The sequence below is a fragment of the Mycolicibacterium chlorophenolicum genome (assembly GCF_001044235.1).
In the GTDB taxonomy this organism is placed as follows: Bacteria; Actinomycetota; Actinomycetes; order Mycobacteriales; family Mycobacteriaceae; genus Mycobacterium; species Mycobacterium chlorophenolicum.
In genome coordinates, this window is the sequence record NZ_JYNL01000020.1 from 664,570 (window position 1) to 685,343 (window position 20,774).

The following is a 20,774-nucleotide window of genomic DNA, read 5'->3' on the forward strand; positions in this document are numbered from 1 at the left end:
TCGTGAATCTTCTTTCTACTGTTGGTGACGGTTTTACTTGGTGCCGATTCCGCGGGGGCCACGCGACAGCGACACCACACCGGACTGGACGATCTCACGGATCCCGTAGGGCTCCAGCACGCGCAGCAGCGCCTCGAGCTTGCCCGGGGTTCCGGTGGCCTCGACGGTCAGCGACTCGTTCGACACGTCGACGACCTTGGCGCGGAACAGGTTCACGGCCTCGATGACCTGACCGCGGGTCGTCGCGTCAGCGCGCACCTTGATCAGGGCGATCTCGCGCGACACGGCGTTGTCGTCGTCCTGCTCGACGATCTTGATCACGTTCACGAGCTTGTTGAGCTGCTTGGTGATCTGCTCGAGCGGCGAGTCCTCGACGTCGACCACGATCGTCATCCGGGACAGGTCCTTCTGCTCGGTCGCGCCGACGGCCAGCGAGCAGATGTTGTAGCCGCGCCGCGAGAACAGCGAGGCCACGCGGGCCAGGACGCCGGGCTTGTCCTCGACGAGCACCGACAGGGTATGGATGGTGCTCATCAGGCGTGTCCCTCTTCGTTGTCGAACAGCGGACGGATGCCGCGGGCGTGCTGGATCTCGTCGTTGCTGGTGCCCGCGGCCACCATCGGCCAGACCTGGGCGTCGGCCCCGACCACGAACTCGATGACGACCGGGCGGTCGTTGATCGCGCGCGCCTGATCGATCACCTCGGCGACGTCTTCGGCACGCTCACAGCGCAATCCGACACACCCCAGCGCCTCGGACAGCTTGACGAAGTCCGGGATGCGTCGGGTGTGCGTGGCCAGATCGGTCTGGCTGTAGCGCTCTTCGTAGAACAGCGTCTGCCACTGCCGGACCATGCCCAGGTTGCCGTTGTTGATCAGCGCGACCTTGATCGGCACGCCCTCGATCGCACAGGTGGCCAGTTCCTGGTTGGTCATCTGGAAGCAGCCGTCGCCGTCGATGGCCCACACCTCGGTGTCGGGGCAGCCCATCTTCGCGCCCATCGCCGCGGGCACCGCATAGCCCATCGTGCCGAGACCCCCGGAGTTGAGCCAGGTCTTGGGCTTCTCGTACTTGATGAACTGCGCGGCCCACATCTGGTGCTGACCCACGCCCGCGACGTAGATCGCGTCCGAGCCGGCGATCTTGCCGAGGGTCTCGATGACGTACTCCGGTGAGAGGCTGCCGTCGCTCTGCGGGCCGTAGCTCAGCGGGTAGGTCGACTGGAGGCCCCGCAGGTACTCCCACCAGGTGTCGAGGGTGGTCGTGCCGAGCCCGCCGTCGCGGCGCAAGGCCTCGATCAGGTCGGTGATCACCGCCTTGACGTCGCCCACGATCGGCACGTCGGCGTGCCGGTTCTTGCCGATCTCGGCGGGGTCGATGTCGGCGTGGATCACCTTGGCGTCGGGCGCGAAGGAATCCAGCTTGCCGGTCACCCGGTCGTCGAACCGGGTGCCGAGCGCGATCAGCAGATCGCTGCGCTGCAGTGCGGCCACCGCGGCCACGGTGCCGTGCATGCCGGGCATGCCGAGATTCTGCGGGTGGCTGTCGGGGAAGGCGCCCCGTGCCATCAGCGTGGTGACCACCGGGATGCCGGTCAGCTCGGCGAGATCCAGCAGCTGCTCGGACGCCTCACCGCGGATCACACCGCCACCGACGTAGAGCACCGGCTTGCGGGCGGCCGTGATCAGCTTCGCCGCCTCGCGGATCTGCCGGTTGTGCGGCTTGGTGTTCGGCTTGTAGCCGGGCAGTTCGAACTTCGGCGGCCAGCTGAAGGTGCACTGGCCCTGCAGCACGTCCTTGGGGATGTCGACCAGCACCGGCCCGGGGCGTCCGCTGGAGGCGATGTGGAACGCCTCGGCGATGACGCGGGCGATGTCGTCGCCGTTGCGGACCAGGAAGTTGTGCTTGGTGATCGGCATCGTGATGCCGGAGATGTCGGCTTCCTGGAACGCGTCGGTGCCGATCAGCCCGCGCCCGACCTGACCGGTGATCGCGACCACCGGGATCGAGTCCATGTAGGCGTCGGCCAGCGGGGTCACCAGGTTGGTCGCGCCCGGACCCGAGGTCGCCATGCAGACACCGACCCGTCCGGTGGCGTGCGCGTAGCCGCTGGCGGCGTGGCCACCGCCCTGCTCGTGCCGGACCAGGACGTGGCGCAGCTTCACCGAGTCGAACAGCGGATCGTAGACCGGCAGCACGGCGCCGCCGGGGATGCCGAAGATCACGTCGACGTCGAGTTCCTCGAGCGAGCGGATGACGGCTTGTGCGCCGGTGAGCTGGTGCGGGGCAACCGTTTTCGGCTGCGGGGCGGCCGGGGTGGCGGTCTGACTCCCGTTCGCCGGGGTCGCCGACTGCTCAGGTGGTCGCTTGGTGGGTGCGCTCACGGTGTCCTCTTGTCCTGTCGACTCTGGTAGATCTTCTCAAATCGGTGCTGGGGCAACAAAAAACCCCCGTCAGCCGGGCGGCTGTACGAGGGTTGCGCGTCGATGCGGTGGTGCTATGCCCGGACCAGGGCTAGCGCGGCATCAACGCGCAACCCAATTACTACGAGCGAGCCCGGGGTCTGCATAGCAGATGACGGTAGCCCCCGAACTGGACTGCGGTCAAATTCGCCGTCGGCGCCCAAGTCCCCGGTCACAGCGGTGGGATGATGGAGCCATGGGTTCCTCCGCCGCGTCGTCTCCCGCCCCGGTCGTGATCCGGATCTCCCCCATGGCACATCTCGCCGTGGTCCTGCTGACGCTCGCCCTGCTGTCGGTGGTGTTCGCCGGGCCGGTGTGGTTCGTCGCGCTGCTGGTGATCCCGGTGCTGCTGTCGGTGGCGATCGCGCGGTACCGCACCGTCGCCGACCGCGACACCGTCACCGCGCGCACGCTGCTGGGCAGTCAGACGCTGCGCTGGGAGGACATCGCCGGGCTGCGGTTCGGCCGCAAGGCGTGGGCTCAGGCTCGGCGCGGCGACGGCACCGAGGTGTCGCTGCCGGCCGTCACGTTCGCGACGCTTCCGGTGCTGACGGCCGCCAGCGGCGGCCGGGTGCCCAATCCGTACGAGTGACGCTCAGGACAGCGGGTTGGCGCCGTTGAGCAGCACCCAGATCGCGACGCCCGCCCCGACGCCGAGGACCAGCGCGGCGAAGGACCCGAGGAACGGCCGCCGGGCCCAGCCACGGCCGGCGTCCAGGCCGTAGCGCCCGGGGCCGATCAGGATGATCGCCGCCACGACGGCCACCAGGATGACCTCGTACTCGTGGCCGTCGGTCAGGAAGGCCGACAGCCGCGCCTCGTTGTGCGCGTCGATGGCCTCGGCCAGCACCGCGTTGATCAGGTAGGCCAGCGCGCCGGCCGCCGCCACCGGGGTGAACAGCCCCAGCACCAGCAGCACCCCCGCCACGATCTGCCCGCCGGCGGCCACGTAGCTCAGGATGTCGGCGTACTGGAACCCGACGCCGGCCAGGTAGTCCCGGAACCCGCCGAGCCCCGATCCGCCCCAGATGCCGAACATCTTCTGCAGGCCGTGCGCGACCAGCAGCAGCCCCACCGCGACCCTCAGGACCAGCAGGCCCAGGTCCTGGGTGCCTCTGCGGTCCCGCTCCCGGTGCTCGTCGAGCACACCGACCTCGGTGGGCGCCGCGGTCGACCCGTACGAGCCGGGCGCCAGGCCGGTGCCGGGCTGCACGTACGGCAGCGGCTCTGCGTCGTTCAACAGGGCGAACGGCTGCTGGTCGGCCGGCTTGGCCGAGTCGTAGCGCGGGATCGCCGTCGTCTCGAAGTCGCCGCCGTACTGCGCCGACGGCAGGTCGTCCTCGGGGTCCACCAGCCGCGCCGACGCGGGCCGGCCGGCCGATTCGTCGGGCCGCTGCCAGGGTCGTGGGTCATGGGGACTCGTCACGACTGCCAGGGTAAGTGCAGCTGCGGCCGTCGCCGGGAATTGGCGCGGCGCGCCCGACCATGTGTTTTGCCGCTTCGGGGCAGGTCGGGCCGGGACGCGTGGCGAGCACTCCGAAACGATCCGTAATCTGGCTCGCATGAGTCAGCGCCGGTCGTTGCGGGCAGCCGCGGTCCTGCTGTGCGCGGCGACGCTCGGCAGCGCCGGCTGTGCGCGGTTCGATTCGGCGCAGTCGCAGCCGTTCACGACCGAACCGCAGATGGCGCCGGGGCCGACGTCCACGCCGCCGCCGCCACCTCCGCTGCCGGCCCAGCCGTTCCCCAAGCAGTGCCCGGCACCCGGCGTGATGCAGGGCTGCCTGGACAGCACCAGCGGGCTGATCATGCTGCCCGACAGCCAGTCCGCGCTGGTGGCCGAGCGGGTCACCGGCGTGGTCAAGCAGGTCGCCACCAAGGCCGAACCGTTCGTCAAGTTGACGCTCCCGGTCGACGGCAGCGGTGACGGCGGCCTGATGGACATCGTGCTGTCCCCGACCTACGCGCAGGACCGGCTGATGTACGCCTACGTCAGTACCCCGAGCGACAACCGGGTGATCCGGATCGCCGACGGCGACGTCCCCAAGCCGATCCTGACCGGCATCCCCAAGGGCGCCACGGGCAACACCGGCGCGCTGGTCTTCACCAGTCCGACCACGCTGATGGTGCAGACCGGTGACGCGGGCGATCCGGCCCTGGCCGCCGACCCTGGGTCTATGGCGGGCAAGCTGCTGCGCATCGAGCAGCCCACGACGGTCAACCAGGCACCGACGACCACGGCGCTGTCGGGCCTGGGACCCGGTGGCGGCATGTGCATCGATCCGTCCGACGAGTCGCTCTACGTCACCGACCGGACGCCGACCGCCGACCGGTTGCAGCGCATCACCAAGGACTCGAAGGTGTCGACGGTGTGGACGTGGCCGGACCGACCCGGGGTGGCCGGCTGCGCGGCGCTCGACGGCACCGTGCTGGTCAACCTCGTCAACACCAAGCAGACCGTGGCGGTGCGGATGGCGCCCGACACCGGCGCGGTCACCGGGGAGCCGGAGGTGGTCCGTCAGGACCAGCACGGCCACGCCTGGGCGCTGCAGGTCGCCCCCGACGGCAACATCTGGGGTGCGACGGTGAACAAGACCTCCGGGGACGCCGAGAAACTCGACGACGTGGTGTTCCCGCTGTTCCCGCAGGGCGGCGGCTTCCCGCGGGCCAACGACGAGAAGACCTGATCTAGCTCGGCCCCGAGCCGGGCAGGCGCAGGATCAGCCGGGTGCCGCCCAGCGGGCTGACCTCCAGAGCCGCTGTGCCGCCGTGGATCTCGGCCTGCTGGGCGACCAGCGCCAGGCCCAGGCCGGAGCCCGACCGCGATGCGGTGGAGCCGCGGTGGAAGCGCTGGAACACCGCCTCGCGTTCCTCGGCCGGCACCCCGGTGCCGTTGTCGTCGACGGCGATCTCCACCCCATCGGCCGAGCTGATCACGCTGAGCTGCACCCGCGTCGCACCGCCGTGCTTGACCGCGTTGGCGATGGCGTTGTCGATGACCAGGCGCAGGCCCGCCGGCATCCCCAGCATCAGCACGGTCGTCGACGAGGCCAGCGACACCTCCAGACCGGGGTAGTTGTGCATGGCGTCGTGAGCGGCGCGGTCGAGCAACTCGGCCACGTCGAGCGGCACGAAATCGGCCACCGTGGTCAGTTCGCCCTGCGCCAGCCGCTCGAGAGCGGCCAGCGTCGCCTCGATCCGGGATTGGGTGCGCATCACGTCGCCGATGACCTCGGCGCGCTGTTCGGGACCCAGATCCAGCGTCATCAGCACCTCGAGGTTGGTGCGCATCGCGGTCAGCGGCGTCCGCAGCTCATGGGAGGCGACGGCGGCGAAGTCCCGCGCCGATTCGAGCGCCGCCCGGGTGCGCTGCTGCTCGTCGCCGATGCGGGCGAGCATGCCCTCCACCGCCTCGGAGATCTCCACGGCCTCCCACACGCCGCGCACCTGCACCTCGTCGGGGTTGGACTGGGCGTTGATCGCACGCGCCTGCTGGGCCAGCAGCCGGAACGGGTTGACCATGATCAGGGCGATCACCCAGCCGACGAGCAGCGTCGTGACGATCACCCCGGCGCAGATCCAGAACACCCGCCAGTGCAGGGAGTCGATGCGGGCCTGGGTGTCGGCCAGCGGCGCGCCGAGCGCGATCGACGCGGTGCCGGTCGTGATCGTCCGGACGCGGTACTCGACACCGCCGATGGTCGCGTCGGCGTAGCCGCTGGGCAGTTCGGGCAGCACGATGTCGGCGGGGATGGACACCGCGACGGTGCCGATGCGCGCCGTGCGCACCAGTCCGCCCTCGGCGGGTTCGGGGCCGATCCCCTCCTGCGCGCTGCGCAGCAGTGTGTTCACATCGCCCAGGCTGGACAGCGAGTCCAGGCGGCGGTCCAACTGGTCGTACTGGTCGTTGGTGACGCCGACCCACACCCAGACCCCGAGCGTCAGCACCAGGATGATGACGCCGACTTGGGCCAGGATCACGATCGAGCGCAGCGACAACAGCCGCAGCGGGTGCGACAGCAGGCGCAGAACCAGGTCCTGGGCGCGCTTCATGAACGCGTCAACTGCAGGCGGCCATGACCAGTTCACGCACGCGCGCAGCGTCCGCCTGACCCTTGGTCGCCTTCATCACCGCACCGACGATCGCACCGGCGGCCTGGACCTTGCCGCCGCGGATCTTCTCGGTGATGTCGGGGTTGGCGGCCAGCGCTTCGTCGACGGCGGCCTGGATCAGCGAGTCGTCGCGCACCACCGCGAGCCCGCGGGCCGTCATCACCTCGTCGGGCTCACCCTCCCCGGCGAGCACCCCCTCGACGACCTGACGGGCCAGCTTGTTCGACAGCTTGCCGTCGTCGACGAGCTTGACCACCGCGGCCACCTGGGCCGGTGTGATGGACAGGTCGGCCAGCTCGACGCCCGCTTCGTTCGCCTTCTGCACCAGGAAGTTGCCCCACCAGGCGCGCGCGGCGTCACTGGACGCGCCGTGGTCGACGGTGGCCGCGATCAGATCGAGCGCGCCGATGTTGACCAGGTCGCGCATCACCTCATCGGAGATGCCCCACTCCTGCTGAATCCGATTGCGGGACAACCACGGAAGTTCCGGGATGGTGGCGCGCAACCGCTCGACGAGGTCGGCGCTGGGCGCGACGGGTTCGAGGTCCGGTTCGGGAAAGTAGCGGTAGTCCTGCGCGGTCTCCTTGCTGCGCCCCGGTGAGGTGTAGCCGTCCTCGTGGAAGTGCCGGGTCTCCTGGTGCACGACGCCGCCGGACTCGAGAACCGCGGCCTGCCTGCGCATCTCGTAGCGGACCGCGACTTCCACGCTCTTGAGCGAGTTGACGTTCTTGGTCTCGGTGCGCGTGCCGAATTCGGCCTGCCCGACGGGCTTGAGGGAGACGTTCGAATCGCACCGCATCGAACCCTGGTCCATCCGCACGTCCGAGACGTCCAACGCGCGCAACAGGTCTCGCAGCGCGGTCACGTACGCCCGGGCGATCTCGGGGGCGCGCGCCCCGGCGCCCTCGATCGGTTTGGTGACGATCTCGATCAGCGGGACGCCGGAGCGGTTGTAGTCGGCGAGCGACGTCGTCGCCCCCGCGATGCGACCGGTGTCACTTCCCAGGTGGGTCAGCTTGCCGGTGTCCTCCTCCATGTGCGCGCGCTCGATCTCGATTCGCCACGTGGTGCCGTCGTCAAGGGGGACGTCGAGGTGGCCGTTGATCGCGATCGGCTCGTCGTACTGGGAGATCTGGTAGTTCTTCGGCTGGTCCGGGTAGAAGTAGTTCTTCCGGGCGAACCGGCCCCACGGTGCGATGTCGCAGTTGAGCGCCAGCCCGATGCGGATCGCGGACTCGACCGCGGTCTGATTGAGCACCGGCAGCGAGCCGGGCAACCCCAGGCAGACCGGGCACACCTGCGTGTTGGGTTCGCCGCCGAACCGGTTGGCGCATCCGCAGAACATCTTGGTCTGCGTCGACAGTTCGACGTGCACCTCGAGGCCCAGGACCGGCTCGTAGGCGGCGATCACCTGGTCGTAGTCCAGCAGCTCGGCGGTGTCGACAGACATGGCACTGATCCTAGTGGGTCACTTTTTCCTCGCGAGCAGACACGAACTCGCATGCTTTCGCGGCGATTCACACGAGTTTGCGTTCCCCAGCTGACGCGTGGGCCCATCTCGCCGGGAAAACTCAGCCGAAGAACTCCGCGGCGTCGTCGTAGCGGCTCTGCGGCACCAGCTTGAGCTGGCGGACCGCGTCGGCCAAAGGCACGCGGCCGATGTCCTGCCCGCGCAGCGACACCATCATCCCGTATTCGCCGGCATGCGCCGCGTCGGCGGCATTCACGCCGAACCGGGTGGCCAGCACCCGGTCGTACGGCGTCGGGGTGCCGCCGCGCTGCACGTGGCCGAGCACGGTGACCCGGACCTCCTTGTTGATCCGCTTCTCGACCTCGACGGCGAGCTGCTGGGCGACGCCGGTGAATCGCTCGTGACCGAACTCGTCGGTGCCGCCCTTCTTCAGCGACATCGACCCCTCGGCGGGCTTCGCACCCTCGGCGACCACACAGATGAAATGCGAATCCCCGCGCACGAAGCGCTGTTTGACGAGCCGGCACACCTCTTCGACGTCGAAGGGCTGCTCGGGGATCAACGTCATGTGCGCACCGGAGGCGAGCCCGGCGTTCAGCGCGATCCAGCCCGCGTGCCTGCCCATCACCTCGACGAGCATCACCCGCTGATGCGACTCGGCCGTGCTGTGCAGCCGGTCGATGGCGTCGGTGGCCACATGCAACGCGGTGTCATGCCCGAAAGTGACGTCGGTGCAGTCGATGTCGTTGTCGATGGTCTTCGGCACCCCGACCACCGGCACGTTCTCCTCCGACAGCCAGTGCGCCGCGGTCAGCGTGCCCTCTCCGCCGATCGGGATCAGCACGTCGATGCCGTTGTCCTCGAGCGTCTGCTTGATCTGGTCCAACCCGGCCCGCAGCTTGTCGGGGTTCACCCGCGCGGTGCCCAGCATGGTGCCGCCCTTGGCGAGCAGGCGGTCGTTGCGGTCGTCGTTCTTGAGCTGGATGCGCCGATCCTCGAGCAGGCCCCGCCAGCCGTCCTGGAAACCGACCACCGACGAGCCGTACCGCACGTCGCACGTGCGCACCACCGCTCTGATCACCGCGTTCAGGCCAGGGCAGTCACCACCGCCGGTCAGTACTCCGATGCGCATGGTGACCATCCTCCCCTTTCACAGCGCAGTTGGCAGAGGACCTCGGGCAACTTCATAGGCGGCCCCCACCCGATAGAGCCGGTCATCGGCCAGCGCCGGCGCCATGATCTGCAGTCCCACCGGCAGATTGTCGTCGGCCGACAGACCCGACGGCACCGACATCCCGCAGTGCCCGGCCAGATTCAGCGGCAGCGTGCACAGGTCGAACAGGTACATCGCCAGCGGATCGTCGACCTTCTCGCCGAGCCGGAACGCGGTCGACGGGGTGGCCGGCGAGACGAGCACGTCGACGCTGCGGTAGGCCTCCTCGAGGTCGCGGGCGATCAAGGTGCGCACCTTCTGCGCCTGGTTGTAATACGCGTCGTAATAGCCGGCCGACAGCGCATACGCACCGATCATGATCCGGCGCTTGACCTCTGGGCCGAACCCCGCGGCCCGCGTCATCGCCATCACCTCCTCGGCGCTGTGGCTGCCGTCGTCACCGACGCGCACGCCGTAGCGCATGCCGTCGAACTTCGCCAGGTTCGACGACACCTCCGACGGCAGGATCAGGTAGTAGGCGGGCAGCGCGTAGTCGAAGTGCGGGCAGTCCACCTCGCTGATCTCGGCGCCCAGCGCGCTCAGCTGATCGACGGCGGCGGTGAACGACGCCAGTACGCCGGGCTGATAGCCCTCGCCGCTGCGCAGCTGCTTGACCACGCCGATCCGCACCCCGGTGAGGTCACCGGCCGCGCCGGCGCGGGCCGCGGCGACGACGTCGGGGACAGGGGCGTCGACCGATGTCGAGTCGCGTGGGTCGTGCCCCGCGATGACCTCGTGCAGCAGCGCGGTGTCCAGGACCGTGCGGGCGCAGGGGCCACCCTGGTCGAGTGAGGACGCGCACGCGATCAGCCCGTACCGCGACACCGTGCCGTAGGTGGGCTTGACGCCGACGGTGGCCGTCAGCGCGGCCGGCTGCCGAATCGACCCACCGGTGTCGGAGCCGATCGCCAGCGGCGCCTGGAATGCGGCCAGCGCGGCCGCGCTGCCACCGCCGGATCCGCCCGGCACCCGCTCGGTGTCCCACGGGTTGCGGGTGGGTCCATAGGCGGAGTTCTCCGTCGACGAGCCCATCGCGAACTCGTCCATGTTGGTCTTGCCCAGGATCGGGATACCGGCCGCGCGCAGCCGTGCCGTCACCGTGGCGTCGTACGGCGACGTCCAGCCCTCAAGGATCTTCGACCCGCAGGTGGTCGGCATGTCGGTCGCGGTGAACACGTCCTTGAGCGCCAGCGGGACGCCGGCCAGCGGCGAAGCCAGGGGTTCACCGTCGGCTTTGGCCTTGTGAATGGCCTTGTCGACATCGGCCGCGGCCGCCAGGGCCTGCTCCCCCGCGACGTGCAGGAACGCGTGGTAGTCGCCGTCGGTGGCGGCGATCTGGTCCAGGCAGGCCTGGGTCACCTCGGTCGAGGACACCTCGCCGGCCGCGATCTTCTCGCCCAGCGTCGCGGCGTCGAGCCTGACCAGTTCCGTCTCGCTCATTCGGGCTCCCCCAGGATCCGCGGGACCGCGAAGCGGCCGTCGACGGCGTTGGGCGCCTGCGCCAGCGCCTCGTCCTGGGTGAGGCACGGCTGCGGCTCGTCGGGACGGAACACGTTGACACTCTTCAGCGGGTTGTCGGTGGCCGCGACGCCGGTGACGTCGACGGCCTGGATCTGGCTGACGTGGCCGAGGATGGCGTCGAGCTGGCCGGCGAAACTGTCGAGTTCGCCGTCGGTCAGGGCGAGGCGGGCCAGCCGCGCGAGGTGCGCAACCTCGTCTCGGGAGATCTGGGACACGACCACGAAGCCTAGTTCAAGCCATCGAGTTCCCCCGAGCCGCCGATTCCGCCCGAGTCGCCGCCTCCCCGTCCCCCGTGACACAGTGTTGCGCGTGCCGTCGTATCTGCTGCGCGTCCAGCTGGAGGACAGGCCCGGCAGCCTGGGCTCCCTGGCGGTGGCGCTCGGCTCGGTGGGCGCCGACATCCTGTCCCTCGACGTGGTCGAGCGCGCCGCGGGCTACGCCGTCGACGACCTGGTCGTGGAGCTTCCGCCGGGCGCGATGCCCGACATGCTGATCACCGCCGCCGAGAAGCTGAAGGGCGTCTACGTCGACAGCATCCGGCCGCACACCGGGCTGCTCGAGGCGCACCGAGAACTCGAGTTGATCGATCACGTCGCCGCCGCCGACGGGAAACAGCGGCGGCTGCAGGTCCTCGTCGACGAGGCACCGAAGGTGCTGCGCGTCGGGTGGTGTGTGGTGGCCCGGCTGACCGATGCGGGCCCGCAGCGGCTGGTCGGCAGTTCCGGCGCGCCCGAGACGCAGGCCGCCGAGACGCCGTGGCTGCCGATCGAGCACGCCGAGGCGCTCGACGCCCGCGCCGACTGGGTGCCCGCGGTGTGGCGGGACATGGACACCACCCTGGCGGCCGCCCCCCTGGGCGACACCCGCACCGCGGTGGTGCTCGGCCGGCCCGGCGGACCCGACTTCCGCCCGAGCGAGGTCGCGCGGCTGGGCTACCTGGCCGGCATCATCGCGACGATCCTGCGCTAGACCGCGTCGGGGCCGCCCTCGAGCAGACGGCGGAACCCGTCCTCGTCGAGCACCGGGACGCCGAGTTCGATCGCCTTGTCGTACTTGGAGCCCGGCGCGTCACCGGCGACCACGTACGCGGTCTTCTTCGACACCGAGCTGGCCGCCTTGCCGCCGCGCGCGATGATCGCCTCCTTCGCGTCGTCGCGGCTGAACCCGGTCAGCGACCCGGTGACGACGATCGACATGCCCTCCAGCGTGCGTTCGATGCTGGCGTCGCGTTCGTCGGCCATCCGGACCCCGGCCGCCCGCCACTTGTCGACGATCGCGCGGTGCCAGTCGACGGTGAACCAGTCGGTGACCGCGGCCGCGATCGTCGGGCCGACGCCTTCGGTGGCGGCGAGCTGTTCCTCGGAGGCCGCCATGATGGCCTCCAGGCTGCCGAACTCGGTGGCCAGGGCGCGCGCCGCCGTCGGGCCGACGTGGCGGATGGACAGCGCGACGAGCACCCGCCACAGCGGTTGCGCCTTGGCCTTGCCGAGGTTGGCCAGCAGCCGCTTGCCGTTGGCCGACACCTCGCCCTTCTGCGTGGTGAAGAGGTCGGTGCGCAGCAGATCGTCGGCGGTGAGCGTGAACAGGTCGCCCTCGTCGGTGATGACGCCGGCCTGTAGCAGCGCGATCGCCGCCTCGTAGCCCAGCCCCTCGATGTCGAACGCCCCGCGGCCCGCGACGTGGAACACCCGCTCTCGCAGCTGCGCCGGGCAGGTGCGCGAATTGGGGCAGCGGATGTCGGCGTCACCCTCCTTGGCCGGCGCCAGTTCGGTGCCGCACTCCGGGCAGTGCGTCGGCATCACGAACTCGCGCTCGCTGCCGTCCCGCAGGTCGACCACCGGGCCGAGCACCTCGGGGATGACGTCGCCGGCCTTGCGGATCACCACGGTGTCGCCGATCAGCACACCTTTGCGTTTGACCTCCGAGGCGTTGTGCAGCGTCGCCAGACCCACCGTGGAGCCCGCGACCTTGACCGGCTCCATGTAGGCGAACGGCGTCACCCGCCCGGTCCGGCCCACGTTGACCCGGATGTCGAGCAGCGTGGTGGTGGCCTCCTCGGGCGGGTACTTGTAGGCGACCGCCCACCGCGGCGCGCGCGATGTCGCGCCGAGCCGCCGCTGCAGCGCCATCTCGTCGACCTTGACCACCACACCGTCGATCTCGTGCTCGACGTCGTGTCGGTGCTCACCCCAGTACGCGATGCGTTCGGTCACCGCACCGAGGCCCGTGACCTTGGCGGTGTGGTTCGACACCGGCAGCCCCCATGCCCCGAGCGCCCGGTAGGCGTCGTGCAGGCTGGCCGGCGCGAAGCCCTCGGCATGGCCGAGCCCGTGGCAGATCATCCGCAACCGGCGCCGCGCGGTCACCGCCGGGTTCTTCTGTCGCAGCGACCCGGCGGCACTGTTCCGGGGATTGGCGAACGGAGGCTTTCCCTCGGCGACCAGACCCGCGTTGAGCTCCTCGAAATCGGCCAACCGGAAGAACACCTCGCCGCGCACCTCGAGCACCGAGGGCAGCGGGAATTCCTCTGTGCCGCTCAGCTTTTCGGGCACGTCCTCGATGGTGCGGGCGTTCAGCGTGACGTCCTCGCCGGTGCGGCCGTCACCGCGGGTGGCGGCGCGGACCAGCCGTCCGTCGCGGTACACCAGCGCCAGCGCCACGCCGTCGATCTTCAGTTCACACAGATACTCGGCGTCCGGGCCGATCTCGCCCGCGATGCGCGCGGCCCAGGCGCCCAACTCCTCGGGGTCGAAGACGTTGTCCAGGCTGAGCATTCGCTCGAGGTGCTCGGCCGGCGTGAAATCGGTGGCGAACCCGGCGCCGCCCACCAGCTGCGTCGGCGAGTCGGGTGTGCGCAACTCGGGGTGCTCGTCCTCGAGTGTCTGCAGCCGGCGCAGCAGCGTGTCGAACTCCGCGTCGGAGATCACCGGGGCGTCGCGCACGTAGTAGCGGAACTGATGCTCACGCACCTCGTCGGCGAGTTCCTGCCAGCTGCGGCGCAGGTCGGCATCCAGGCCGTCGCCGGCCTGCTCGGCCAGTAGTGCCTCCGCGTCGGGGCTCGCCTCGGGACTCACCCTGGCAGGTTATCGAAGCGCACCGACACGACGATCCGGAAGACCGGTCCGACCGACTGGCTACGCTGCAGGCATGCCGCATCCGGTCATGTTCTCCGAACACGATCCCGGTCTGGCGGACGTGCGCGCGATCGCGCTGGCCTTCCCCGGCGCCGTCGAGAAGATCTCCTGGGGCCGACCGGTGTTCTGCGCGCCGAAGATGTTCGCCGTCTACGGCGGCTCAGAGAAGGGCGAGGCGAAGGGCGTCCACGTGCCCTACCCGCACGCACTGCTGATCAAGGTCGACGACAGCGACCGCCGGGCACTCGTGCAGGATCGCCGCTACTTCTTCCCGGCCTACCTCGGCCCGTTCGGGTGGCTCGGGCTGGACCTCACCGCCACCGTCGTGGACTGGACCGAGGTCCGCGAACTGTTGGACGCCTCCTACCGGATGGTGGCGCCCAAGAAACTGCTCCGCCAGCTCGACCAACGGCAGTCCGGGTCCGGCCCGGACATGATTCGATCGGAGACACCATGAGCTTCTCGAGCCCCTTCCCCGAAGTCGACATCCCCACCGCCAGCGTCTACGACTACCTGTTCTCCGGCTTCTCCGGTGCCAAGGACGCCGACCTGGACCGGGTAGCGCTGGTCGACTCCGCCACCGGCCGGCAGACCACCTACCGCGAGATGATCGCGCGCATCAACACCTTCGCCGGTGCGCTGGCGGCCCGCGGGCTCGGTGTCGGCGACGTGGTCGGGTTGCTCGCCCCCAACAGCTCCGCGTTCGCGGTGGCCTTTCACGGCATCCTGCGCGCCGGCGCGACCGCGACGACGATCAACGCGTTGTTCACCGCCAAGGACATCGCCAAGCAGCTGACCGATTCGCGCGCGGTCATGCTGATCACCGTCGCCGCCCTGGCGCCCCAGGCCGCCGAAGCCGCGAAGCTGGTCGGGCTGCCCGACGACAACCTCGTCGTGCTCGACGGCCCGGGCCGCGCCGCCGACGGGCACCCCAACGCGGCGGAGCTTCTCGAGGCGAAAGCGCCTGCGCCGGAGGTGACGTTCGCGCCGTCGTCGCATCTGGCCGCGCTGCCCTACAGCTCCGGGACGACCGGCAACCCCAAGGGCGTGATGCTCACGCACCGCAACCTGGTCGCCAACGTCGCGCAGATCCGGCCGCTGCACGGCATGGTGCCCGACGACGTGGTGCTGGCCGTGCTGCCCTTCTTCCACATCTACGGGATGACGGTGCTGCTCAACGCCGCGCTGCACGCCCGGGCGCGGCTGGTGATCATGCCGAGCTTCGACCTCGGCCAGTTCCTCGGCAACATCGCCGAGCACCGCTGCACGATCGCGTTCATCGCGCCGCCGGTCGCCGTCGCGCTCGCCAAGCATCCCCTCGTCGACGAGCACGACCTGTCCTCGCTCAAGGTCGTGATGTCGGGTGCCGCCCCCCTCGACGCGGATCTGGGCCGTGCGGTCGCCGAACGGCTCGACTGCCGGGTGGTGCAGGGGTACGGCATGAGTGAGCTGAGCCCGGTCAGCCACATCACCCCGTTCGACGCCGGTAAGCACGACATGAAGATCGACGCGCCGCTGAGCTCGGTCGGCTGGACGGTGTCCAACGCCGTGTCCAAGATCGTCGACCCGGACACCGGCGAGGACATCACGCCGCCGGAGGAGGGGCTGAGCAGGACCGGCGAGCTGTGGTTCAAGGGACCCAACGTGATGGCCGGCTACCTGAACAACGACGAGGCCACCCGGTCCACCATCGACGACGACGGCTGGTTGCACACCGGCGATCTCGCGCAGGTCGATGCGCACGGCTGTGTGTACATCGTCGATCGGCTCAAGGAGCTGATCAAGTACAAGGGCTACCAGGTGCCGCCCGCCGAGCTCGAGGCCGTGCTCCTCAGCCACCCCGGAATCGCCGACGCCGCGGTGATCGGTGTTCCCAACGAGGAGGGCGAGGAGGTGCCCAAGGCCTACGTGGTCAAGCAGTCCGGCGCCGAGCTCACCGAGGCCGAGGTCATCGAGTTCGTCGCCGGCCAGGTGGCGCCCTACAAGAAGGTGCGCCAGGTCCAATTCATCGACGCCGTACCGAAATCCGCGTCGGGCAAGATCCTGCGCAAGGACCTCAAGAACGCCTGACCGGTCACCCGATCGCGTCGGGATCCTGGGCGAATGCGTCGGCGACCTTCTGCGCCACTTCGACGGCCCGGCGCGCCCAGGCCGGGGTGGCGCCGGCCAGCCCGCAGGTCGGGGTCACCCCGACGCGGTCACGCAGCACCGCCCGGGAGAACCCCAGGCGGTCGGTCACCGCGGCCACCGTCGTCGCGACCTCCTCGACCGACGGCCTTGCCACCGGCGTGGCGGCCGGGACGGCACCGAGCAGAACGGTCCGCCCGGATTCCAGGAACTCGCCGACCCCGTCGAGGTCGGCCGCGGTGAGCGTCTGAGCGTCGACCGACACCGCACCGATCGTGCTGCGCTGCAACAGTTTCCACGGCAGGCCGGCGGCGCAGCTGTGCAGGGCCACCTCACCGCCCACCGCGGCCACGCAGTCGTCGAGCAGCCCGATGACCACCGACTCGTCGACCGGGTGGACCGGGCTCAGACTCGTCACTCCCGACAACCGTCCCGCCAGCGCTGCCGGCAGGGACGGCTCGTCGAACTGGACGACCACCGGTGTCTGCAGGCGCCGCTGCAGCTGCGCACGGTGCGCGGCCACCCCCTCGGCCAGGGACACGGTCAGGTCCCGGACGGCGCCGGCGTCGGTGATCGCGCGGTGCCCGCCGCCGAGTTCGAGATGCGCCGCCAGCGTGATCGGCCCGGGCGCCTGCACCTTGACCACGCGTTCGCCGCCGCGCAGACCGGCCTTCTCCCAGGCCTCCTCCAGCGCGTCGATGTCCTCGTCGAGCAGGCTGGCCGCCCGTCGGGTGACCCCGCTGCGCCCCGCCGCGATGCGGTAGCCGCGCGGGATCGTGTCGATCGCGATGTCGACCAGCAGCGCGCCCGCACGCCCGATCAGGTCCGCGCCTACGCCGCGGCCGGGAAGCTCGACGAGATGGGGCAGCCGGTGCAACTCCCCCACCACCACCTCGGCCGCGTCATGGGCCGAGGTCCCCGGCCATGATCCGACCCCGGTGGCGGTCGCGAATGCAGTCACTCGCCCGACGATAGGCGACGCACTACCCTCGAAGCATGACGGGCCGCGTGCTCCTGTGCGCCGTGGCGATCCTGATGTCGGGGTGTGCGCAGACCGTGGCCGGGACCGCGACCCGGCCGGTGCCCGGCCTCGACGAGGATTCCCGCTCGCCCGTCGACGTCGACGCCGTCCTGCTCGACCGTTCCCAGATGCAGGCGATCACCGGTTCCGGCCCGGATCTCACCGCCATTCCCGGCACGGAAAGCAAAGTGCCGGTGGACATTCCGATGAACACCGGGTTCCTGCCCGAGCAGGTGGTGCGTGACGTGCCCGCACAGTGCGAGTGGCTGTTCGCCGAGACCCAGGTGTTCGGCTCGGCGGTCGAGGAGTTCCACAAGACCATCCACCAGAATCCGGCGCGCGGGGCGCTGATCTCCCAGGCTGCCGCGGGCTACGTCGACCCCGCCACGGCGGTGGGCGCCCTGACCGGCCTGACCCGCCGCATCGACGAGTGCGGCGACACGGATCAGGGGCCCGTGCTGGTCGGCGAGGTGAGCGCGAAGACCGATGCGGTGTCCATCCGCCCCGGCGCGTGCGGACGCGACTACCGGGTGAAGTCCGCGGTCATGATCGAGGTGACGTTCTGCTCGTTCCCCGAGTCGGTGCCCGACCTGGTGATGACCAACATCGCCGACAACGTGCCGGGCTAGGTTCGTCGGCCGGCGGTCATGCCTCGAGGCGGGACTCCTCGAGGTCGATGTCGTACAGGATGCGGTTGAAGGCCTCGTTCGACAGCGATCCTTCGCGCCGCATCGTCATCAGCGCATTCCGCTGAGCCTGCAGCACCGCTCGCACCATGTCCTGGTATGCCCGCGACCGCTCCTCGTAGTCGCCGACCTCGTCACCGGCCACCCGGGCCTCGAACCGCTGTGCCCGGTACTCGTAGAGACCACGCATGCGCTCCGCGGTGTCGGTGCGCGTCCACTGTTCGTCGGCGAGCTCGTCGATCCGGTCCAGGGCCGCCCGCGCCGCGGTCAGCCGCGCCCGGTCTTCTTCGGCGTCCTCCGGGTCCGAGCTGCGGTCCAATCGGTTGATCAGCGCCGGCAGGGTCAGCCCCTGCACCACGAGTGTGAAGAAGATGACCACGAAGGTGAGGAAGAGAATCAACTCGCGGTGCGGAAACGGCGCACCGTCGGCGGTCTGCAGCGGCAGTGCCAACGCCACGGCGAGCGAGACCGCGCCCCGCATCCCGCTCCACCCCATGACGAGCCGCCACGACGCCGGGGCGCGTCGGCGACGCTGCCGGGGCCTGCGGTCGAGCAGCCTGATCAGATAGGGCACCGAGAAGAACCAGGCGATGCGGACGGCGACCAGGGTCCCGGTCACCGCGGCCGCGTAGGCCACCAGGGCGGTGAAGCGGTACTCGTGCAGGCCCGACACGATGGTGTGCAGTTGCAGGCCGATCAGCGCGAAAAGCGTTGCGTTGATCAGGAAGTCGATGATGTCCCAGACGAAGTAGCCCTGCAGCCGGGGGCGGGCGTCGAGGACATCGGGGCTGCGGATCGCCATGACGATCCCGGCGGTGACGACCGCCAGGACGGCCGAGGCGCCCGCCGCCTCGGCGGGCAGGAACGCGGCGTAGCCGGTGAGCAACGAGATCGTGACGCTGATCTGGGCGTCGTAGATGCGGGCGCGGACCCATCCCGACAACCAGCCCACCACCAGGCCGATCGCGATGCCGCCGAGCGCTCCGAACACGAAGCTCAACCCGGCGTCGGCCAGCGAGAAACTGCCCGCGACGGTGGCGGCCACCGCGACCCGGAAGGCGACCAGCGCGGTCGCATCGTTGAACAGCCCTTCGCCCTCGATGCTGCTGATGAGTCTGCGCGGGGCGCCCAGGCGACGCATGATGGTGGCCGCGGCCACCGGATCGGTGGGCGACACGATCGCGCCGAGCACGAAGGCCGCTTCCCAGGGCATTTCGGGAACGACGGCGTGCGCGGCGCACGCCACCCCCACCATCGTGACGACGACCAGGGCGACCGCACTGAGGGTGAGGCTGCGCAGGCCGGTGCGGAAGTCGCCGAAGTTCGCGTAGATCGCCGACTTGTACAGCAGCGGGGGCAGGAAGAGCGCCAGAACGAGGTCGGGTTCGAGGCGGATCTCCGGCAAGCCGGGGATGAAACCCGCCAGCGCCCCACCGATCACCAGCGGAATCGGATAGGGCACCGACAGGCGGCATGCCAGTGCCCCCAGCGCGGCCACGGCCATCAGCAATGCGGTGATCAGCACCTCGGCATGGTTCACCTCGACACCCTCGTGCCGATGTGGTCAGCTGTCAATGCGATTCGACCGGTGGCGCGACCGTGCGACAGCGGTCACGGCAGTGTCGGTGGCGGCTCGGGCAGCGGATGCGCACCCTCGGGGCGCAACCCATCGAAGATGATGGCGAGGTAGCGCCGCCACAGCATCGGCGGTGGATCGGCGAGATTGTCCGTGACGTGCACGGGCGCGCACATCAGCAGGAAGACGTCCGTCTCGGTGATGTCGGGCCGGAGCACGCCGGCGTCGCGGGCCCGGTCGACGAGTACCCCGAGGGCACAGTGCAGATCATCTCGCGCCCGCCCCACTGCGGGATCACCGTCACTGGCCGTCTGCAGGAACGTCAGATCGTGTTGCCGTCGTTGGTCGGCGGCGATCACGAGGAAATCCCTCAGTGCCGCACCCGGATCCGGCGCACCGGCGAGACCCTTCGCGGCATCGGTCAACGCGGTGATGTGCTCGCACACGATGGAGGCGATGAGGTCTTCCTTCGTGGCGAAATGACGAAACACCGTTCCTTTCGCCACCCCGGCTCGCGCGGCGATGTCAGCAACGGAGGCGGCGAGCCCGCGCTCGGCGAAGACCGTCTCTGCGGCGTCGAGAAGTTGCCGACGGTTGCGAGCCGCGTCCGCGCGAAGGGGGCGAGGACTCGACGGCATGCGACGAGACTACCAACTTGACCGACCGGTCACCTTGTGTCAGCGTGGGATGAACATGACCGAGTGGTCATGTTCGTACACCCCTATGGAGGACAGATGAACGTGCACGGTGCCACCGCTCTGGTCACCGGGGCGAACCGCGGAATCGGACGCTCCTTCGCGATCGAGCTGCTCGCCCGCGGAGCGACGGTCTACGCGACCGCGCGCACACCTGAGCTGATCGACATCCCCGGCGCGGAGGTCATGCGCCTGGACATCACCGACCAGGCATCCGTGGCGGCAGCAGCGGCACGCGCATCGGACGTCGACCTGCTGATCAACAACGCCGCCGACACCGCGGGCGGCAGTCTGGTCGACGGTGATCCCGACGCGATCCGGTCGACCATGGAGTCGAATTACTTCGGCACTCTGGCGATGATCCGGGCGTTCGCGCCGGTGTTGGCGCGCAACGGCGGCGGTGCCATCCTCAACGTGCTGTCGGCGGCCGCGTGGTCGACCGTGCCGGGCAACACCGCGTATGCAGCCGCGAAGTCCGCGCAGTGGGGCTTGACCAACGGCGTCCGCGTCGAACTGGCCGAGCAGGGCACGCTCGTGACCGCTCTGGTGCCGGGACTCGTGGGCACGCCGACGCTCTACGACTTCGCGCGCCGCCAGGGCATCGAATTCCCCGACGGCCGGGTGATCGACCCGGCCGATCTCGTGCGGCTCGCACTCGACGGGCTGGAGGCGGGCGAGATCGAGGTGCTCGACCCGATCGGCGCGGAGGCGAAGTCGGCGCTGTCAGGGCCACCCCGCGCCTTCGCACTCGGCTGATG

The 20,774-nt window shown here is 69.9% G+C and carries 19 protein-coding genes; 7 read left to right on the forward strand and 12 right to left on the reverse strand.

Annotated features, from left to right (window positions below; all coding sequences use genetic code 11):
* Positions 1 to 33 precede the first annotated feature (33 nt).
* Positions 34 to 534 (reverse strand): acetolactate synthase small subunit, encoded by a 501-nt coding sequence (gene ilvN, locus MCHLDSM_RS11305; protein WP_048470118.1) that lies wholly within the window; start codon positions 532 to 534, stop codon positions 34 to 36.
* The gene (locus MCHLDSM_RS11310; RefSeq protein ID WP_048470119.1) at positions 534 to 2,384 is read right to left on the reverse strand and encodes an acetolactate synthase large subunit; all 1,851 of its coding nucleotides are present in this window, start codon (positions 2,382 to 2,384) and stop codon (positions 534 to 536) included. The genes ilvN and MCHLDSM_RS11310 overlap by 1 nt, the downstream gene beginning before the upstream one ends.
* Before the next feature lie 274 nt (positions 2,385 to 2,658).
* Between MCHLDSM_RS11310 and MCHLDSM_RS11315 the strand changes: the two genes are divergently transcribed.
* Positions 2,659 to 3,054 carry a PH domain-containing protein gene (locus MCHLDSM_RS11315; RefSeq protein ID WP_048470120.1) on the forward strand — a complete coding sequence of 132 codons (396 nt, stop codon included), beginning with the start codon at positions 2,659 to 2,661 and terminating at the stop codon, positions 3,052 to 3,054.
* A gap of 3 nt (positions 3,055 to 3,057) precedes the next feature.
* Here MCHLDSM_RS11315 and MCHLDSM_RS11320 read toward each other — a convergent pair whose 3' ends face one another.
* The gene (locus MCHLDSM_RS11320) at positions 3,058 to 3,888 is read right to left on the reverse strand and encodes a DoxX family protein (protein ID WP_231508227.1); all 831 of its coding nucleotides are present in this window, start codon (positions 3,886 to 3,888) and stop codon (positions 3,058 to 3,060) included.
* A 136-nt stretch (positions 3,889 to 4,024) separates the two neighbouring features.
* Here MCHLDSM_RS11320 and MCHLDSM_RS11325 point away from each other — a divergent pair, with 136 nt between their 5' ends.
* The gene (locus MCHLDSM_RS11325) at positions 4,025 to 5,146 is read left to right on the forward strand and encodes a PQQ-dependent sugar dehydrogenase (protein ID WP_048470121.1); all 1,122 of its coding nucleotides are present in this window, start codon (positions 4,025 to 4,027) and stop codon (positions 5,144 to 5,146) included.
* Position 5,147: 1 nt separating this feature from the next.
* Here the strand turns inward: MCHLDSM_RS11325 and MCHLDSM_RS11330 are convergent, their stop codons facing one another.
* The 5 genes from MCHLDSM_RS11330 to gatC form a co-directional block, all read right to left on the reverse strand.
* On the reverse strand, positions 5,148 to 6,512 hold the full coding sequence (locus tag MCHLDSM_RS11330; protein WP_048470122.1) for a sensor histidine kinase: 1,365 nt from the start codon (positions 6,510 to 6,512) through the stop codon (positions 5,148 to 5,150).
* 7 nt (positions 6,513 to 6,519) lie between these two features.
* Positions 6,520 to 8,022, reverse strand: coding sequence for an Asp-tRNA(Asn)/Glu-tRNA(Gln) amidotransferase subunit GatB (gatB, locus tag MCHLDSM_RS11335; RefSeq protein ID WP_048470123.1), 1,503 nt, complete (start codon positions 8,020 to 8,022; stop codon positions 6,520 to 6,522).
* Between the two features lie 121 nt (positions 8,023 to 8,143).
* Positions 8,144 to 9,175 carry an ATP-dependent 6-phosphofructokinase gene (locus tag MCHLDSM_RS11340; RefSeq protein ID WP_048470296.1) on the reverse strand — a complete coding sequence of 344 codons (1,032 nt, stop codon included), beginning with the start codon at positions 9,173 to 9,175 and terminating at the stop codon, positions 8,144 to 8,146.
* 18 nt (positions 9,176 to 9,193) lie between these two features.
* Complete coding sequence (gene gatA, locus MCHLDSM_RS11345; protein ID WP_048470124.1) at positions 9,194 to 10,696, reverse strand: Asp-tRNA(Asn)/Glu-tRNA(Gln) amidotransferase subunit GatA; 1,503 nt, start codon at positions 10,694 to 10,696, stop codon at positions 9,194 to 9,196.
* The gene (gene gatC, locus MCHLDSM_RS11350; RefSeq protein WP_043414858.1) at positions 10,693 to 10,992 is read right to left on the reverse strand and encodes an Asp-tRNA(Asn)/Glu-tRNA(Gln) amidotransferase subunit GatC; all 300 of its coding nucleotides are present in this window, start codon (positions 10,990 to 10,992) and stop codon (positions 10,693 to 10,695) included. The genes gatA and gatC overlap by 4 nt, the downstream gene beginning before the upstream one ends.
* A gap of 85 nt (positions 10,993 to 11,077) precedes the next feature.
* On the opposite strand from gatC, the gene MCHLDSM_RS11355 reads away from it, so the two are divergent.
* The gene (locus MCHLDSM_RS11355; RefSeq protein WP_048470125.1) at positions 11,078 to 11,746 is read left to right on the forward strand and encodes an ACT domain-containing protein; all 669 of its coding nucleotides are present in this window, start codon (positions 11,078 to 11,080) and stop codon (positions 11,744 to 11,746) included.
* On the opposite strand, the gene ligA is transcribed toward MCHLDSM_RS11355, so the two are convergent.
* The gene (gene ligA, locus MCHLDSM_RS11360; RefSeq protein ID WP_048470126.1) at positions 11,743 to 13,851 is read right to left on the reverse strand and encodes an NAD-dependent DNA ligase LigA; all 2,109 of its coding nucleotides are present in this window, start codon (positions 13,849 to 13,851) and stop codon (positions 11,743 to 11,745) included. The two genes, MCHLDSM_RS11355 and ligA, sit on opposite strands and share 4 nt — an antisense overlap.
* 73 nt (positions 13,852 to 13,924) lie before the next feature.
* On the opposite strand from ligA, the gene MCHLDSM_RS11365 reads away from it, so the two are divergent.
* Entirely contained in the window at positions 13,925 to 14,368 is a 444-nt protein-coding gene (locus tag MCHLDSM_RS11365; RefSeq protein ID WP_048470127.1) for an MmcQ/YjbR family DNA-binding protein, read from the forward strand.
* On the forward strand, positions 14,365 to 15,981 hold the full coding sequence (locus tag MCHLDSM_RS11370) for a 4-coumarate--CoA ligase family protein (RefSeq protein WP_048470128.1): 1,617 nt from the start codon (positions 14,365 to 14,367) through the stop codon (positions 15,979 to 15,981). Before MCHLDSM_RS11365 ends, MCHLDSM_RS11370 begins: the two co-directional genes overlap by 4 nt.
* Before the next feature lie 4 nt (positions 15,982 to 15,985).
* On the opposite strand, the gene MCHLDSM_RS11375 is transcribed toward MCHLDSM_RS11370, so the two are convergent.
* The gene (locus tag MCHLDSM_RS11375; protein ID WP_048470129.1) at positions 15,986 to 16,999 is read right to left on the reverse strand and encodes a uroporphyrinogen decarboxylase/cobalamine-independent methonine synthase family protein; all 1,014 of its coding nucleotides are present in this window, start codon (positions 16,997 to 16,999) and stop codon (positions 15,986 to 15,988) included.
* A 35-nt stretch (positions 17,000 to 17,034) separates the two neighbouring features.
* On the opposite strand from MCHLDSM_RS11375, the gene MCHLDSM_RS11380 reads away from it, so the two are divergent.
* On the forward strand, positions 17,035 to 17,688 hold the full coding sequence (locus tag MCHLDSM_RS11380; RefSeq protein WP_048470130.1) for a sensor domain-containing protein: 654 nt from the start codon (positions 17,035 to 17,037) through the stop codon (positions 17,686 to 17,688).
* Between the two features lie 16 nt (positions 17,689 to 17,704).
* Here the strand turns inward: MCHLDSM_RS11380 and MCHLDSM_RS11385 are convergent, their stop codons facing one another.
* Positions 17,705 to 19,285: a Na+/H+ antiporter gene (locus MCHLDSM_RS11385; protein WP_048470131.1), complete on the reverse strand. Its 1,581-nt coding sequence runs from the start codon at positions 19,283 to 19,285 to the stop codon at positions 17,705 to 17,707.
* Between the two features lie 71 nt (positions 19,286 to 19,356).
* Positions 19,357 to 19,959, reverse strand: a complete 603-nt coding sequence (locus tag MCHLDSM_RS11390) for a TetR/AcrR family transcriptional regulator (RefSeq protein WP_048470132.1) — start codon at positions 19,957 to 19,959, stop codon at positions 19,357 to 19,359.
* Between the two features lie 96 nt (positions 19,960 to 20,055).
* On the opposite strand from MCHLDSM_RS11390, the gene MCHLDSM_RS11395 reads away from it, so the two are divergent.
* Positions 20,056 to 20,772 carry an SDR family NAD(P)-dependent oxidoreductase gene (locus tag MCHLDSM_RS11395; RefSeq protein WP_048470133.1) on the forward strand — a complete coding sequence of 239 codons (717 nt, stop codon included), beginning with the start codon at positions 20,056 to 20,058 and terminating at the stop codon, positions 20,770 to 20,772.
* Positions 20,773 to 20,774 lie beyond the last annotated feature (2 nt).